Source organism: Ralstonia psammae, assembly GCF_958405935.1.
Lineage (GTDB): Bacteria > Pseudomonadota > Gammaproteobacteria > Burkholderiales > Burkholderiaceae > Ralstonia > Ralstonia psammae.
Genome location: NZ_CATZBU010000015.1, coordinates 1 through 15,782 on the forward strand (window position 1 = coordinate 1; position 15,782 = coordinate 15,782).

A 15,782-nucleotide genomic window follows, 5' to 3' on the forward strand; every position below is an offset into this window, starting at 1 on the left:
TGTCGGCGGCCCGCCAGAGGCTGCCGCCCGGCGAGGTCGCGGTGGGGGCGACATTGTTCTGGTAGTCGATGCCGCTGGCGACGCGGCCGTACAGCGTGACGTTGGTTTGTGCGAGGGCGGGGGCGGTCCAACCAGCGAGCGCGAGGCCGCACGCCAGCATCCCGCGAACAGCGGTGGTTCGAATCATGACGTCTCCTGAAATGTTTTTGTAGGCGGGGTCCGGTGCATCGCGTGGTTTGAGATCGCTGGAGGCACACACCAGGCAACGTCAACCGTCCCCAGGCGCATTTGTAGTCGGGGCTGCCTTAACGTGGCAAACTACAAATTCTTCGTGAGACGTCAAATTTTTCTTAATGGAAACACATGCCGCGGCGCCTCCCTCCCCTTAATTCATTGCGTGTCTTTGAGGTCGCGGGCCGCCACCTGAGCTTCAGCCGGGCGGCGGATGAGCTTTGCGTGACCAACGCCGCGGTCAGCCACCAGATCAAGCAGCTCGAAGATCACCTGGGCAAAAAGCTCTTTGCGCGCCGCAACAACCAGCTCACGCTGACAGACGCCGGCGACAACTACCTCCCCCGCGTGCGCGACGCGCTGCGTGCGCTCGAACAAGCTACCGACCTGTTGATGGACACCGCCGATGCGCCCCTGCGCGTGGCCGTGCCGCCAACCTTCGGCGCCAAATGGCTGGTGCCGCGCCTGTACCGCTTCTTCAACCAACATCCGCACGTGCGCGTCGAGGTCTCCACCGCCGATGTGCAGGACCATGGCCAGTTCGATCTGTGCATTGACGACCGGCAAGTCAACGCGCCCAACCTGCGTGTCGAGTGGTTCACCTCCACCGATTTCTTTCCGGTATGCAACGCCACGCTCCAGGCCGCCATCCGCATGCCGCAAGACCTTGCCGCGCACACGCTGCTGCACGAGCGTGGCGGACGCCATCTGGCGCACCACCCGACGTGGCGACAATGGCTCGACGAGGTGGGTGTGCCCCAGATCGACGCCTCGCGCGGGCCAGCGTTTTCCGAAGCGCTGATGGCGCTGCAGGCGGCCATTGACGGCCAGGGCGTGGCGCTGGGCCAGGGCATCCTCGTCGAATACGACATCGCCGCCGGACGTCTGATGCGGCCGCTGGCGACCGAAGCCTCGCTGCGCCTGTCGTACTACCTGATCCATCCGCACCAGGCGGCAGAGCACGCAGGCTTTGCCCTGTTCCGCCAATGGCTCGTCGATGAGGTTGCGCGCGGCGGCGGCCGGGCGCGCAACCAAGCCCCGTCAAGCGAGGTGTTTTGATTTCTTTTTGATTGTGGTGTGGCGGGCGCTCTACACTACTCGTCCCTGGTTGCATTGCGCCGAAGAAGGAGCCCGCCATGAGCTTCCCCCGCCCCGCCAACACCCCGTGGCTCGTCCCATACCTGACCGTGCGCGATGCATCGGCCGCCATCGCCTTCTATCGCAACGCGTTCGGTTTCGGTGTGCAGGATGAGGTGCACGACCATGGCCGCCCGATCCACGTGGAGATGACCTACCAGGGTCAACTCATGCTGATGTTTGCGCCCGAGGGCGCCTTCGGCTCCACCGCCAAAGCCCCGGCCGGCGCGGGCTTTGAATGCCCGCAAAGCTTCCACCTGTATTGCGACGACGTCGACACCGCGTACCACCATGCGCTCGACCAGGGCGCCACGTCCATCATGGCGCCGCACGATGCCTTCTGGGGCGAGCGCTACGCCGCCGTGCGCGACCCCGACGGCTATCGCTGGGGCCTCGCCTGCCGCCCGGCGACAGCCTGATCGCTTCATCGTTTGATTGCCCGAGCCGCTTCACCACAAGGATTGCTGTAATGGGGCTTCCCCGCTTTTTCGTCGATACGCCGCTTGCCCCGCACACCACCGTCACGCTGCCCGAGGCCGTCACGCGCCACATCCACGTGCTGCGGCTGGCCGTCGGCGATGACGTCTGCCTGTTCGATGGCTCCGGCCACGAATTCCGCGCGAGGCTCGACACCATCAACAAGCGCGACGCCACCGCCAGCCTTGCAGACGCCACGCAGCCCGACACCGAGGCGCGCTACGCCATCACGCTCGCACAAGGCATTGCCGGTGGCGACAAGATGGATTGGCTGATCGAAAAGGCCGTTGAACTGGGCGTGAACGCCATCGCTGCGCTACAGACCGAGCGCGGCGTGGTGCGCCTCTCCGGCGAGCGTGCAACCAAGCGCACGCAGCACTGGCAAGCACTGGTGCAGGCCGCCTGCGAGCAATGCGGCCGGGCCCGCGTGCCGGCTGTCGCACCGGTCGCCACCCTGCGCGAATGGCTCGCCGCTGCCAAGTCGATCGACGCGCCGCGCGTGTTGCTGTCTCCGCGCGGCACGCAATCGCTCACGCAATGGGCGGTGCAATCGCGCACGCGCATCGAAGGCAACGGCATCGTCCTGCTGATCGGCCCCGAAGGCGGTCTCTCGCCCGACGAAGAAGCGCTTGCTGAGGCCGCCGGTTTCTTACCGCTGACACTCGGACGACGTATCCTGAGAACGGAATCGGCGGCGCTTGTTGCCGTGTCTGCGCTGCATGCCGTACTCGGCGAGTTCTAAGTTGTGACAACGAAACACTGACCGTTTGATCCCCACCGGCGGGCCTTTCCCCCGTGCCCGCCATTGACCAAAGGAGCTTCATCATGGGTCTACTCGATTCGATTCTGGGCGGCGGCAACGACGCCGGCGGCGCGCAATCATCCTTGCTGGGCAACAAGAAGGTGCTGCTGGCCGTGGGCGTGCTGGCCTACCTGGCCATGAAGCACAAGTCGCAAGGCGCGGGCGATGCCGCCGCGCCGCAAGGGCAGGAAGATCAGGGCGGCGGCTTGTTCGGTTCGCTGGGCGGCTTGCTGGGTGCGGCAGGCGGCGCCGGGGCGCTCGGCAGCCTGCTCGGTGGCGCTGGCGGTGCCGGTGGGCTTGGCGGTCTGCTCGGCGGATTGCTGGGCGGCGGCGGCGCCAATGCGGATCAGGCCGCGGCAGGAGGCCTCGGGCCGCTGCAGCAGATCCTTGAGCAAGCCGGCCTGGGCGAACAGGTCAAATCGTGGATCGGCAATGGCCAGAACCTGCCGGTGTCGGGCGAGCAGATTACCCAGGCACTGAGCGGCACGGGCGCGCTGGAGGAGGTGTCAAAACTCGCCGCCCACTTCGGCATCAGCGAAGGCGACCTCGCCAACCAGCTCGCCGAAGGCCTGCCCGAAGCGGTCAATCACCTCACGCCGCAGGGCGCAGTGCCGGCAGCCTGAACGCCCTCGCCGCGCAGAAAAAAGCCCGCAGTTGCGGGCTTTCTTTTTTTACGCCGGCCGTCAACCTGCGCTGTAGGCCGTTCGTGCCGCCTCGCGCAGCGCCTGCACCACATGCTCCGCGGCCGGAGACAACAGCCGATCCGTGCGCGTGATGATGCCGAAGTCGTCCATCTGGCACGGCATCGACAACGGAAGAATCGCCAGCATCCGATACGACGCGTAGTACTGCGCCACATCGGCGCCGATCACGGCCAGCATGTCGCTCTGCTCCAGGATGCGCGTCAGGAACAGCAGCGCCGAGGTCTCCACCACGCTGGATGGCGCGGTCAGGCTCTCCCGCTGGAACATCAGGTCGAACCGGTGGCGCAGCACACTGCCGATAGGCGGCACTACCCAGGTGGCCGGCTGCACGTCGCCCAGCGTCAGCGACGGTTGCGCCAGCAGCGGATGCCCCGGCCGCGCCACCGCAACCACCGGTTCGTCGGCCAGCGGCTCGTAGCGCAGGTGCAGCTTGTCGTGCTCGGCAAACAGGCGGCCAACCACCAGGTCGAGCTTGTCCTGTGCCAGGCGTTCCAGCAGCACGTTGCTGCTTTCGATATCCAGTGACACCCGCAGCCCCGGATGCTCGCGCGTGATCTGCGCCACCACCGGCGGCAGCAGCCGCACGCCAGGCGAGGTGATCGTGCCAACCGCCACATGGCCCAGGTGTCCGGCCTTGAGCCCGAGCACTTCCTCCTGCGCCTGGTCCAGACTGCCGACCACGGCGCGTGCGTGGCGGATCAGGGCATCGCCATAGCGCGTGGGCCGCATGCCGCGCGGCATGCGCTCGAACAGTTGCACATCCAGCATCGCCTCCAGCTCGCGCAGCAGCTTGGAGGCGGCGGGCTGCGTCATGTTGAGCGCGGCGGCCGCCCGGTGGATGTTGCCCTCCTCGGCCAGGGCAATCAGCAGCAGCAGTTGTCGCGTCTTCAGGCGCGCACGGACATACCAGGGGCTGTTCGACATCGGGTCTTCCTAGAGATATCAAATCGGATATCGGTCATGACCAATATTTCATTGGAAGGATATCAGGGCGCTCCGTACACTCGGTCCGATCAAAAAACCACAACCACACCGGAGACAACGGACGTGCCGTGCGGCCCGCAAGTGCCACACAGCCGAATCGATGCGCGCGCGCCTCGACAACCACGTCCGTGACACACGCACCCATGTCGGAATCGAAACCCAAGCTGCGCTCGGCCCAATGGTTCGGCACCGCCGATAAGAACGGCTTCATGTACCGAAGCTGGATGAAGAACCAGGGCATTCCCGACCACGAATTCGACGGCCGCCCGATCATTGGCATCTGCAATACCTGGTCGGAACTGACCCCGTGCAACGCGCATTTCCGCAAGCTTGCCGAGCACGTCAAGCGCGGCATTTACGAGGCGGGGGGGTTTCCGGTGGAATTCCCCGTGTTCTCCAACGGCGAATCGAACCTGCGCCCGACGGCCATGCTCACGCGCAACCTCGCGGCCATGGATGTTGAAGAGGCGATTCGCGGTAACCCGATCGATGCGGTTGTGCTGCTCACCGGCTGCGACAAGACCACGCCCGCCCTGCTGATGGGCGCGGCAAGCTGCGACGTGCCGGCCATCGTCGTGACGGGCGGACCGATGCTCAACGGCAAGCTCGATGGCAAGAACATCGGCTCTGGCACGGCCGTATGGCAGCTGCACGAATCGCTCAAGGCGGGTGAAATCGATCTGCACCACTTCCTGTCGGCTGAAGCGGGGATGTCGCGCTCGGCCGGCACGTGCAACACGATGGGCACGGCATCCACCATGGCGTGCATGGCCGAGGCGCTCGGCACATCGCTGCCGCACAACGCGGCCATTCCGGCGGTGGATGCGCGGCGCTACGTGCTTGCGCATATGTCCGGCATCCGCATCGTCGAGATGGCGCTGCAAGGGCTGACGCTGTCCAAGATCCTCACGCGCGCGGCGTTCGAGAACGCCATCCGCGCCAACGCGGCCATCGGTGGATCGACCAACGCGGTGATCCACCTCAAGGCGATTGCCGGACGCATTGGCGTGCCGCTTGAGCTGGAAGACTGGTCGCGCATCGGCCGGGACACCCCCACCATCGTCGACCTGATGCCATCGGGCCGCTTCCTGATGGAGGAGTTCTATTACGCCGGCGGTCTGCCTGCGGTGCTGCGCCGCCTTGGCGAGGCCAAGCTCCTGCCGCACCCCGACGCGTTGACAGTCAACGGCAAGACGCTGTGGGACAACGTAAAAAACGCGCCCATCACCGACGACGAAGTGATCCGCCCGCTCACCAACCCGCTGATCGGCGACGGCGGCATTCGCGTGCTGCGGGGCAACCTCGCGCCGCGCGGTGCGGTGCTCAAGCCGTCGGCAGCGAGTCCGGAGTTGCTACGGCATCGCGGCCGTGCGGTCGTTTTTGAAAACCTCGAGCACTACAAGGAACGCATCGTCGATGAAGCACTGGAGGTGGATGCCAACTCCGTGCTGGTGATGAAGAACTGCGGGCCGAAGGGATATCCGGGCATGGCGGAGGTCGGCAACATGGGCCTGCCGCCCAAGCTGCTGCGCCAGGGTGTGAAGGATATGGTCCGCATTTCCGACGCGCGCATGAGCGGCACCGCCTACGGGACGGTGGTGCTGCACGTCGCGCCCGAAGCCGCGTCCGGCGGCCCGCTGGCCGCGGTGCAGGACGGCGACTGGATCGAACTCGACTGCGAAGCCGGCACGCTGCACCTGGACATCGACGATGCCGAACTCGCGCGCCGCATGGCGGCCTATCAAGCGCCGCGCTCGCACGGCGAAGGCGGCGGCTACCAGCGCCTGTACGTCGACCACGTACTGCAAGCCGACGAGGGCTGCGACCTCGATTTCCTGGTCGGCTGCCGTGGCGCCGCCGTGCCGCGCCACTCGCACTGAATCGATACACGCGTAGGAGACTGGCTTTGCCGATTGCTCAACCCGCCGCGCACGCACCACGCTATCGCGGCATCTTCCCAGTGGTGCCCACCACCTTCACCGAGACCGGCGAACTCGATTTGCCAAGCCAGAAACGCGCGATCGATTTCATGATCGATGCCGGCTCGGACGGTCTATGCATCCTGGCGAATTTTTCCGAGCAGTTCGCGCTGTCCGACGACGAGCGCGAGTTGATCACCCGCACCGCGCTGGAACATGTCGCCGGCCGCGTACCGGTGATCGTCACCACATCGCACTACAGCAGCGCCGTCTGCGCGCAACGCAGCCGCCGCGCGCAGGACATGGGCGCCGCCATGCTGATGGTGATGCCGCCCTACCACGGCGCCACCTTCCGCGTGCCTGAAACGCAGATCCACGAATTCTTTGCACGCGTGTCGGATGCTGTGGGCATTCCGATCATGATTCAGGATGCGCCGGCCAGCGGCACGGTGCTATCGGCGGCGTTCCTCGCGCGCGTGGCCCGCGAGATCGAGCAGGTTGCCTACTTCAAGATCGAAACGCCCGGTGCAGCGGCCAAGCTGCGCGAGCTGATCCGCCTGGGCGGCGACGCCATCGAAGGCCCGTGGGACGGCGAAGAAGCCATCACGCTGCTGGCCGATCTTGATGCCGGCGCCACGGGCAGCATGACCGGCGGCGCGTATCCCGATGGCATCCGGCCGATCATCGAGGCGCACGCGCAAGGGCAGCACGATCTCGCCTTCGATCTGTATCAACGTTGGTTGCCGCTCATCAATCACGAGAACCGGCAGGCCGGCATCCTGACCGCCAAGGCCCTGATGAAGGAAGGTGGGGTGATCGCCTGCGAGGCATCGCGCCATCCGCTGCCGCCGATGCATCCCGACACGCGTCGGGGCCTGATCGACATTGCCCGGCGGCTTGATCCGCTGGTCTTGCGCTGGGGTCGATAGCCATGCACGGTAAAACCAATCCAATTGCGATCGGCATTGTCGGCGTTGGCAAGATCGCGCGCGATCAGCATCTGCCGGCGCTCGCCGCGCAGCCCGGATTCACGCTCGCGGCCTGCGCGAGCCCGCATTCGCGCATTGACGGCCTGCCGCATTACACGACGCTCGACGCCATGCTGGCAGACGAACCCGGGCTGCAGGCGGTCTCGCTGTGTACGCCGCCGCAGGTGCGGTTTGCGCAGGCCCGTGCGGCACTCGCCGCCGGCAAGCACGTGATGCTGGAGAAGCCGCCGGGCGCCAGCGTGTCGGAAGTCGCGATCCTCGCTGAACTGGCGCAGGAGCATCGCTGCACGTTGTTCGCGTCCTGGCACTCGCGCCACGCGCCCGGTGTCGAGACCGCTCGCGCGTGGCTCGCAAGCCGCGCCATCGTCTCGGTCGACGTGCAATGGAAAGAGGATGTGCGCCGCTGGCACCCGAACCAGGCATGGATCTGGGAACCCGGCGGCCTGGGCGTGTTTGACCCGGGCATCAACGCGCTGTCGATCCTGACCCGCGTGCTGCCGCATGCGTTCTTTCTGACGTCGGCCGACCTGTGGGTACCCGCCAATCAGCAAACGCCGATTGCCGCCCACCTGGCATTCACCGATGAGCGCGGCACGGCGATCCAGGCGGCATTCGACTGGCGCCATGACGCCGGGGAGCTATGGCAGATCGACGTGACCACGCGCGACGGCACCCTGCGGCTCGCACAGGGCGGCAAGCAACTGACCATCGACGGCGTTGAGATCGACATCGGCCCTGAACTCGAATACCCGAGCCTGTACGCACGCTTTCTCGAGCTGATCGCCAACGGCGAAAGCGACGTGGATGTCCGCCCGCTTCAGCACGTGGCCGACGCCATGCTGCTCGGTCGGCGCCATCTGATTGATCCGTTCGTGCCGTGAGGCACGCCCGACTCACGTAGTGCCATAAGAGCCATTCCAACGAGGAGACAACCATGCAACGCAAACTTCGCCGGCTGACCCTGTCCGCCCTGGCAGCCACTCTGTGCCTGGCGCCGCTGGCCGCCACCCTGCCCGCCCACGCCGACGAGCCGCTCAAGATCGGCTTCCTGGTCAAGATGCCCGAGCAAGCCTGGTTCATCAACGAACAGAAAGCTGCCACCGCACTTGGCCAGAAGAACGGCTTTTCGGTGGTGAACATCGGCACGCCCGATGGCGAAAAAGTGCTCTCCGCCATCGACAACCTGGGCGCACAAGGCGCCAAGGGCTTCGTCATCTGCGCGCCGGATGTGCGCCTGGGCCCGGCCATTTCCGCACGCGCCAAGCACTACAACATGAAGTTCGTCACGGTTGACGATCAACTCGTCGACTCGTCAGGCAAGCCCCTGGCCAACGTGCCGCACCTGGGCATGTCGGCATTCAAGATCGGCAACCAGGTCGGCCAGGCCATCTCAGACGAGATGAAGCGCCGCGGCTGGAAGCCCGAGGAAGTGGGCGCGCTGCGCATCACCAACTATGAGTTGCCGACCGCCAAGCTGCGCACGGACGGCGCCACGCAGACGCTGCTGGCCGGCGGCTTCAAGAAGGAGAACATCTTCGACGCGCCGCAAAAGACAACCGACGACGCAGGCGGCTTCAATGCGGCATCGCCGGTGCTGGCGCAGCATGCGGGCATCAAGAAATGGGTGATCTTCGCGCTCAATGAAGAGAGCGTGCTGGGCGGCGTGCGCGCAACCGAGCAGTTGCATATTCCGGCAGCCGACGTGATCGGTGTCGGCATCAACGGGGCCGGCGAGGCGTTTGCAGAATTCCAGAAGAAGGAACCGACTGGCTTCTTCGGCACGATTGCCGTCAGTTCGACCAACCACGGCAAGGACAGTGCCGCCAACCTCGTCGATTGGATCAAGACCGGCAAGCAGCCGCCCGCAGATACGCAGACCACCGGCAAGCTGATGGTGCGCAGCAATTGGCAGGAAGTGCGCAAGGAACTGGGCATTTGATGCAACGCGCGGCGCGGGCGGGTTACGCGCCCCACGCGCATCCTCAAAGAGCAACCGATGACAGTCCAATCACTTGATGAGAGCGGCCCGCCCGACGCTTCCGCTGGCGCCTATCTGAAGCTCGACGGCATTACCGTGCGCTTTCCGGGCGTGCTGGCGCTCGACCACGTCTCGCTCGACATCCGCCGCGGCGAGGTGCACGGCCTGATGGGCGAGAACGGCGCGGGCAAGTCGACGCTGCTCAAGGTGCTGTCGGGTGTCAACCAGCCGGAGGTTGGCACGCTGTCGCTCGATGGCGTGCCGCAGCAGTTCACGAACACGCGCGCGGCCATTGCGGCGGGCATCGCGATCATCTATCAGGAACTGCACCTCGTGCCCGAACTGACGGTGGCAGAAAACCTGATGCTCGGCGCGCTGCCCAACCGCTTTGGCGTGCTCGACGAGAAGACGTTGATTGCCCGTGCGCTGCGCGAACTCGAACGGTTGGGCGAGAAGCTCGACCCGGTCCAACCCGTCAAGCATTTGTCGATCGGCCAGCGCCAGATGATCGAGATCGGCAAAGCTCTGATGCGCGACGCGCGCGTGATCGCGTTCGACGAACCAACGAGTTCGCTCTCCTCACGCGAGACAGCGCAGTTGTTCCGCATCATCCGTGCACTCAGGGCCGAGGGCCGCGCGGTCATCTACGTCACGCACCGTATGGAAGAGGTGTACGAACTGTGCGATCGCGTGACCGTGTTCCGTGACGGCCGGCACATCGACACGTTCAATGCCGGCGCCAGCCTCGACCGCGAACGGCTGATCCGCTGCATGGTCGGCCGTTCGATCCAGGACGTGTACGGCTACAAGCCACGCCCGCTCGGCGAAGTGAAGGTCGACGTCCGCGGCCTGATGGGGCCGGGCTTGAGCGAACCCGCCTCGTTCCGAGCGCACGCAGGAGAAATCGTCGGCTTCTTCGGGCTGGTCGGCGCGGGACGTTCGGAGCTGATGAAGCTGCTCTATGGCGCAGTCAGGCCCACAGCGGGCGAGGTTCACCTCAAAGGCAAACGCGTCCAGTTCAACACGCCGCGCGACGCGGTGCGCGCGGGTGTCGCGCTCTGTCCGGAAGACCGCAAGCAGGAAGGCATCGTCGCCATCGCCTCGGTGTCGGACAACCTGAACATCAGTTGCCGGCGCCACTTCAGCCGCTTCAGCGTGCTGAACAACCGGCAGGAAGCGCGGACCACCAAGTCGTTCATCGACAAGCTCGCCATCAAGACGCGCAACGGTGAAACGCCCATCGGAAAGCTGTCGGGCGGCAACCAGCAGAAGGTAATCCTCTCGCGCTGGCTGGCCGAGGACATCGGCGTCTTCCTGATGGACGAGCCCACACGCGGCATCGACGTCGGCGCCCGCAGCGAAATCTACAGCCTGCTCTACGGCCTCGCCGAAGCGGGCCGCACCGTCATCGTCGTGTCGAGCGATCTGGCAGAAGTCATCGGCGTTGCCGACCGCGTGCTCGTGATGAAGCAGGGCCGCATCGTCGGCGATCTGCCCAGAGAGCACGCCTCGCCCGACACCCTCATCAAACTTGCGCTGCCGCGCTAACGCGCGATTCACGCCCTCATGGAAACCGACCCTATGCAAACGCCATCCACCGAATCCGTGCCGGGCGGCCCGCCATTGGCGGCCCCTGGCATGCCCAGCCGCGCCGCCCTCACGTGGGAGCTGGTCAACCGATCGGGCATCGTCGTGGTGTTCCTCTTGCTGTTCACCGCGCTGGCGTTCACGGTGCCGGGCTTCGTCAGCAGCCGCAACATCCAGGGCCTGCTGCTCTCCGTCACCCTGATCGGCTCCATCTCGGTCACGATGATGTTCGTCCTCGCACTCGGCGAGGTCGACCTCTCCGTTGCCTCCATCGTGGCGTTCGCAGGCGTTGTTGCCTCCACGCTCATCACCGCCACGCACAGCGTGGTGCTTGGCGTCGGGACCGGCGTGCTGGCGGGCGGCCTGGTCGGGCTCGTCAACGGCGTGCTGGTGGCGCGCTACCAGATCAACTCGCTGATCGTCACGCTGGCCATGATGGAAGTCGTGCGCGGCCTCGCCTTCATCACCTCCAACGGCGATGCGGTGATGATTTCCGAAGAGAGCTTCTTCGACCTGGGCGGCGGGTCGTTCCTCGGCATCTCGTACCCCATCTGGAGCAACATCGTCGGCTTCGCCCTGTTCGGCTTCCTGCTCAAGAAGACGGTATTCGGCAAGAACGTGCTCGCCGTCGGCGGCAATGAAGAAGCCGCGCTGCTTGCCGGCCTGCCCGTCACGCGCATCAAGATTGCCGTGTTCGTCCTGCAAGGCCTGGTGACCGGCTTTGCCGGCGTAATGCTGGCCTCGCGCATGAGCCTTGGCGATCCGAAAACGTCGGTCGGGCTTGAACTGGGGGTGATCTCGGCCTGCGTGCTGGGCGGGGTTTCGCTCACAGGCGGGGTGGCAACCGTGTCGGGTGTGCTGGTCGGCGTTCTCATCATGGGGTCGGTGCAGAACGCCATGAGCCTGATGAATGTGCCGACGTTCTATCAGTACCTGATCCGGGGCGGCATTCTGCTGCTGGCGGTGTGGTTCGACCGCATTCGCCGCAACAAGCGCGCAAGCTGACAAGCCGGTCGGCCTTCACACGGCAACAAAAAAGCCCGCGTTTGCGGGCTTTTTCATTCCAACGCCGATCGCCCGTCGGGCGGGCAGGTTCAAGCGAACGAATAGAACACGCGAAACTGCACCTTGCGCTCGCCCCAGAACTCGGCCGCGTCGCGGAACACGTCCAGCAGCACTTCGCGCGCTTCCTTGTCGAACTTGGGCTGGCACGGCAGGCCTTCGAGCACGATGACAAAACCCGGTTGCGGGCCGGCCTTGTAGATCATGTCGGTCAGGCAGTCGGCCAGGGCATCGAAGTTCTTGCCGAAATGCTTCGGGAACAGGAACTCGCGCGCAATCACGTCGAGCACTTCGCTCTTGGTGGTCGCGGCCGCGCAGTTGGCGTACAGGAAATGCTGGCCAAGGCTGGCCGCCGACTCGGCCAGATCCGCCACGCGAAACGCGCGGATCGATTGCACGATATTCGGACGCACCGTCTTGAACAGGTTCATGGCGTCTTCGCGACCTCCGTCGTCGTCCGGCTGAGTGTTGTCCTGCGTCATGATGTTCTGCGGTGCACTTTGGGGCAACTTGGCTGCACCCCCGACGCGTGCGCCCAGGGCCTGCATGCCGACCACACCGTCGTACAGATTTTGCGCCTTGTGCCACGCCTCGCGGGCCACGCGCTCATCGCGTGCGGTGAGCGAGTCGTCCAGCCCAAACATGTTGGTCGTCATCGCTGTATCCGTTGAAAACTGTTGTAGTGATCTTCCGTGTAGTAGCAGTCGTTGGCCGCTTGCTGATCGCCGCCGCAGATGATGCGCCGAGCGCCGCGGTTGCGAGCCCCCCGCGTCTTCACGGTGTACTCCCGGTAATAGCCACGCCGTTGCGCAGGCAAACGTCGTTCATAGTTGCCGAACGTGGTGCCATCTTTTGCATAGGGAAACGGGCCGCCCTGCTCAATCAGTGCCAGTGTGCGCTGCGCCTCGTTGGGCAGGTCTGCCGGGCGAATGGTTCCCACGGCGGCAGCCATGCCGGTGGTGTCCCGACCGACCGCATTGGCCGGCAAGCCAGCCACCGACAACGCAAGCGTCGCCGCTAGCGCGCCACGCGCCATCGCCTGAGATACGGAGCGGCTGATCCACGCTCCAAGTCGCTTTGTCATCAGCAGGCCCTAACGGGAGAATCGCGCCGACCGGAGCCCGGCGCAGGTCACAAGCGCAGGTGGCCGTCCAATAACGATCCGGACAGCCGGTTTGCAGCTGAAAGCGAAGCGGCTCAATGCGTGAGAGGCCTGGCAGGGAATGACAAGTCGGGCGACTGCCGAAGACTTGGGGAATCCTTCCGCCTGCAAAAACCAACCAATTGCGCGCACCGAATAAGGCGACCCAGTCAGACGTGTGTACGGAAAACCGCTTTTTTTAACCCGTCCGGCCCGGTTCGGACCTCATGTGCTCAGAAGCACCCCTTCAGCCCATAAGGGTACGCTCATCGATGACAACAATCAACCGAGGGTGAAAGTCTGAAGGGCTTTTTGATACGGCTATTTAGTTTGCAGAAATGTAAGCGCACGCAAACTTAGCTGACAAAAAAAGGGAGCGCAGCATCGTGCGCTCCCTTTTCTGGTGCAATCGCGATCAGCGCTGCGCTTGCGCGGCCGCATCCACGACGGTCAGTGCCGTCATGTTAAGGATGCGTCGCACCGTGGCCGATGGCGTAAGGATATGCACAGGCTTCTTCGCACCCAGCAGGATCGGGCCAATGGCGATGTTGTTGCCCGCGGCCGCCTTCAGCAGGTTGTAGGCAATGTTGGCGGCGTCGATGTTGGGCATGACCAACAGATTGGCTTCGCCCTTGAGCGTCGAATCCGGCACCAGCGACGCACGCAGCTTCTCGTCGAGCGCGGCATCACCGTGCATCTCACCATCCACTTCCAGGTTCGGAGCACGTTCGCGCAGGATTGCCAGCGTTTCGCGCATCTTGACGGCCGAAGGTGCCTCCGACGACCCGAAGTTCGAGTGCGACATCAGCGCGACCTTCGGCTTGATGCCGAAGCGGCACAGCTCTTCAGCGGCCATGATCGTGATCTCGGCCAGTTGCTCGGCAGTCGGGTCCACGTTGACGTGCGTATCGGTCAGGAAGACCTGGCGACCCGGCAGAACCAGGCCGTTCATGGCCGCGTACACGCAGTTGGTGCCACCCAGGATTTGATCGATGTAGCGCAGGTGGGCGGCGGTGTTGCTGATCGTGCCGCAGATCATGCCGTCCGCTTCGCCCTTGTGGACCATGACGGCGCCGATCAGCGTGTTGCGGCGACGCATCTCCAACTTGGCGTACTGCGGCGTCACGCCCTTGCGTGCCATCAGCTTGTAGTACGTCTCCCAGTAATCGCGGAAGCGCTCGTCGTGCTCCGGGTTGACCACGGTGAAGTCCACGCCTTCGCGCAGGCGCAGGCCGAACCGCTCGATGCGGTGGGCGATCACGCTCGGGCGGCCGATCAGGACCGGGCAGGCAAGCTTTTCGTCCACGACGATCTGAACGGCGCGCAGCACGCGCTCTTCTTCGCCCTCGGCAAAGACGATGCGCTTGTTCTCCATCGGCACCTTGCGTGCGGCCGAGAAGATCGGCTTCATCAGCGTGCCCGAGTGGTAGACGAACTGCTGGAGATGCTGGCGATAGGCGTCCATGTCTTCGATCGGACGCTGCGCCACGCCCGAGAGCATGGCTGCCTGCGCCACGGCCGGCGCGATCTTGACGATCAGGCGCGGGTCGAAGGGCTTCGGGATCAGGTATTCGGGGCCGAACGACAGGTCCTGGATGCCGTAGGCGGTAGCAACGATGTCGCTTTGCTCCTGACGGGCCAGTTCAGCCACGGCGTGCACGGCCGCAACTTCCATCTCACGCGTGATGGTGGTGGCGCCGACATCCAGTGCGCCGCGGAAGATGAACGGGAAGCACAGGACGTTGTTGACCTGGTTCGGGTAGTCGGTGCGGCCGGTGCCCATGATGACGTCGGGGCGCACTTCCTTGGCCAGCTCCGGCAGGATTTCCGGGTTCGGGTTGGCCAGCGCGAAGATGATCGGCTTGTCGGCCATGCGCTTGACCATGTCCTGTTTGAGCACGCCGGCCGCGGACAGGCCCAGGAAAATGTCGGCGCCGTCGATGACTTCGGCCAGGGTGCGCAGGTCGGTCTTCTGTGCGAAGTGCGCCTTGTCCGGGTCCATCAGTTCAGTGCGGCCTTCGTAGACCACGCCGGCCAGGTCCGTCACCCAGATATTCTCGCGCGGCAGCCCCAGGTCGACCAGCAGGTCAAGGCAGGCTAGCGCCGCGGCGCCCGCGCCCGAAGCCACCAGTTTGACCTTCTTGATGTCCTTGCCAACCACCTTGAGCGCGTTGGTGATGCCCGCGCCCACCACGATGGCGGTGCCGTGCTGGTCATCGTGGAAGACCGGGATCTTCATGCGCTTGCGCAGTTCGCGCTCGACGAAGAAGCACTCCGGGGCCTTGATGTCTTCGAGGTTGATGCCGCCGAAGGTCGGTTCCAGCGAGGCGATGATATCGACCAGCTTTTGCGGGTCTTTTTCGTTGATCTCGATGTCAAACACATCGATACCAGCGAATTTCTTGAACAGGCCGGCCTTGCCTTCCATCACCGGCTTCGAGGCTTCCGGGCCGATATCGCCCAGGCCGAGCACGGCCGTACCGTTGGTCACCACACCGACGAGGTTACCGCGGGCGGTGTAGCGGAAAGAGTTGGCGACGTCTTCGACGATCTCTTCGCAGGCCGCAGCAACGCCGGGCGAATACGCCAGGGCGAGGTCGCGCTGGTTCGACAGCGGCTTGGTCGGCGTGACGGAAATCTTGCCCGGGGTCGGAAACTCGTGGTACTCCAGCGCGGCCTTGCGCAAGGCGGCGCGCTGCTGCGCCTTGAGTTCTTCATCCGTGCGGGCGGGCTGCTGAGGCTGGGTATCCACCGTGGTCATGGGTCTCTCG

At 64.8% G+C, this 15,782-nt stretch carries 15 protein-coding genes; 10 read left to right on the top strand and 5 right to left on the bottom strand.

The window, feature by feature from the left end; all coding sequences use genetic code 11:
* Positions 1-187 (bottom strand): porin (locus R2N16_RS21950; RefSeq protein WP_343228939.1); only part of this gene is annotated, 187 nt, incomplete at its 3' end.
* A gap of 176 nt (positions 188-363) precedes the next feature.
* Between R2N16_RS21950 and gcvA the strand changes: the two genes are divergently transcribed.
* The 4 genes from gcvA (at position 364) to R2N16_RS21970 (ending at position 3,270) form a co-directional block, all read left to right on the top strand.
* On the top strand, positions 364-1,290 hold the full coding sequence (gcvA, locus tag R2N16_RS21955; protein WP_316668558.1) for a transcriptional regulator GcvA: 927 nt from the start codon (positions 364-366) through the stop codon (positions 1,288-1,290).
* 77 nt (positions 1,291-1,367) lie between these two features.
* On the top strand, positions 1,368-1,787 hold the full coding sequence (locus R2N16_RS21960; protein WP_316668560.1) for a VOC family protein: 420 nt from the start codon (positions 1,368-1,370) through the stop codon (positions 1,785-1,787).
* A gap of 50 nt (positions 1,788-1,837) precedes the next feature.
* Positions 1,838-2,587, top strand: a complete 750-nt coding sequence (locus tag R2N16_RS21965; protein ID WP_316668562.1) for a 16S rRNA (uracil(1498)-N(3))-methyltransferase — start codon at positions 1,838-1,840, stop codon at positions 2,585-2,587.
* 83 nt (positions 2,588-2,670) lie between these two features.
* Positions 2,671-3,270, top strand: a complete 600-nt coding sequence (locus R2N16_RS21970; protein WP_316668564.1) for a YidB family protein — start codon at positions 2,671-2,673, stop codon at positions 3,268-3,270.
* Between the two features lie 60 nt (positions 3,271-3,330).
* Here the strand turns inward: R2N16_RS21970 and R2N16_RS21975 are convergent, their stop codons facing one another.
* The gene (locus R2N16_RS21975; protein WP_316668565.1) at positions 3,331-4,275 is read right to left on the bottom strand and encodes a LysR family transcriptional regulator; all 945 of its coding nucleotides are present in this window, start codon (positions 4,273-4,275) and stop codon (positions 3,331-3,333) included.
* Positions 4,276-4,478: 203 nt separating this feature from the next.
* Between R2N16_RS21975 and R2N16_RS21980 the strand changes: the two genes are divergently transcribed.
* From R2N16_RS21980 to araH, 6 genes are read left to right on the top strand one after another with little or no spacing between them, the layout of a single operon-like run.
* Positions 4,479-6,215 carry an IlvD/Edd family dehydratase gene (locus R2N16_RS21980; protein ID WP_316668567.1) on the top strand — a complete coding sequence of 579 codons (1,737 nt, stop codon included), beginning with the start codon at positions 4,479-4,481 and terminating at the stop codon, positions 6,213-6,215.
* A 26-nt stretch (positions 6,216-6,241) separates the two neighbouring features.
* Entirely contained in the window at positions 6,242-7,183 is a 942-nt protein-coding gene (locus R2N16_RS21985) for a dihydrodipicolinate synthase family protein (protein ID WP_316668569.1), read from the top strand.
* A gap of 2 nt (positions 7,184-7,185) precedes the next feature.
* Positions 7,186-8,124, top strand: a complete 939-nt coding sequence (locus R2N16_RS21990; protein ID WP_316668571.1) for a Gfo/Idh/MocA family protein — start codon at positions 7,186-7,188, stop codon at positions 8,122-8,124.
* Positions 8,125-8,177: 53 nt separating this feature from the next.
* Positions 8,178-9,182, top strand: a complete 1,005-nt coding sequence (locus tag R2N16_RS21995) for an arabinose ABC transporter substrate-binding protein (protein WP_316668573.1) — start codon at positions 8,178-8,180, stop codon at positions 9,180-9,182.
* A gap of 57 nt (positions 9,183-9,239) precedes the next feature.
* On the top strand, positions 9,240-10,769 hold the full coding sequence (gene araG, locus R2N16_RS22000; RefSeq protein ID WP_316668575.1) for an L-arabinose ABC transporter ATP-binding protein AraG: 1,530 nt from the start codon (positions 9,240-9,242) through the stop codon (positions 10,767-10,769).
* A gap of 33 nt (positions 10,770-10,802) precedes the next feature.
* A complete protein-coding gene (gene araH / locus R2N16_RS22005; RefSeq protein WP_316668576.1) occupies positions 10,803-11,813 on the top strand; it encodes an L-arabinose ABC transporter permease AraH in 1,011 nt (336 codons plus the stop codon).
* Between the two features lie 89 nt (positions 11,814-11,902).
* Here araH and R2N16_RS22010 read toward each other — a convergent pair whose 3' ends face one another.
* The 3 genes from R2N16_RS22010 to R2N16_RS22020 all read right to left on the bottom strand — a co-directional run bounded on the left by R2N16_RS22010 (position 11,903) and on the right by R2N16_RS22020 (position 15,772).
* Complete coding sequence (locus R2N16_RS22010) at positions 11,903-12,526, bottom strand: barstar family protein (RefSeq protein WP_316668579.1); 624 nt, start codon at positions 12,524-12,526, stop codon at positions 11,903-11,905.
* Entirely contained in the window at positions 12,523-12,954 is a 432-nt protein-coding gene (locus R2N16_RS22015) for a ribonuclease (RefSeq protein ID WP_316668581.1), read from the bottom strand. Before R2N16_RS22015 ends, R2N16_RS22010 begins: the two co-directional genes overlap by 4 nt.
* Positions 12,955-13,426: 472 nt before the next feature.
* Positions 13,427-15,772 (bottom strand): NADP-dependent malic enzyme, encoded by a 2,346-nt coding sequence (locus R2N16_RS22020; protein WP_316668583.1) that lies wholly within the window; start codon positions 15,770-15,772, stop codon positions 13,427-13,429.
* Positions 15,773-15,782: the final 10 nt, after the last annotated feature.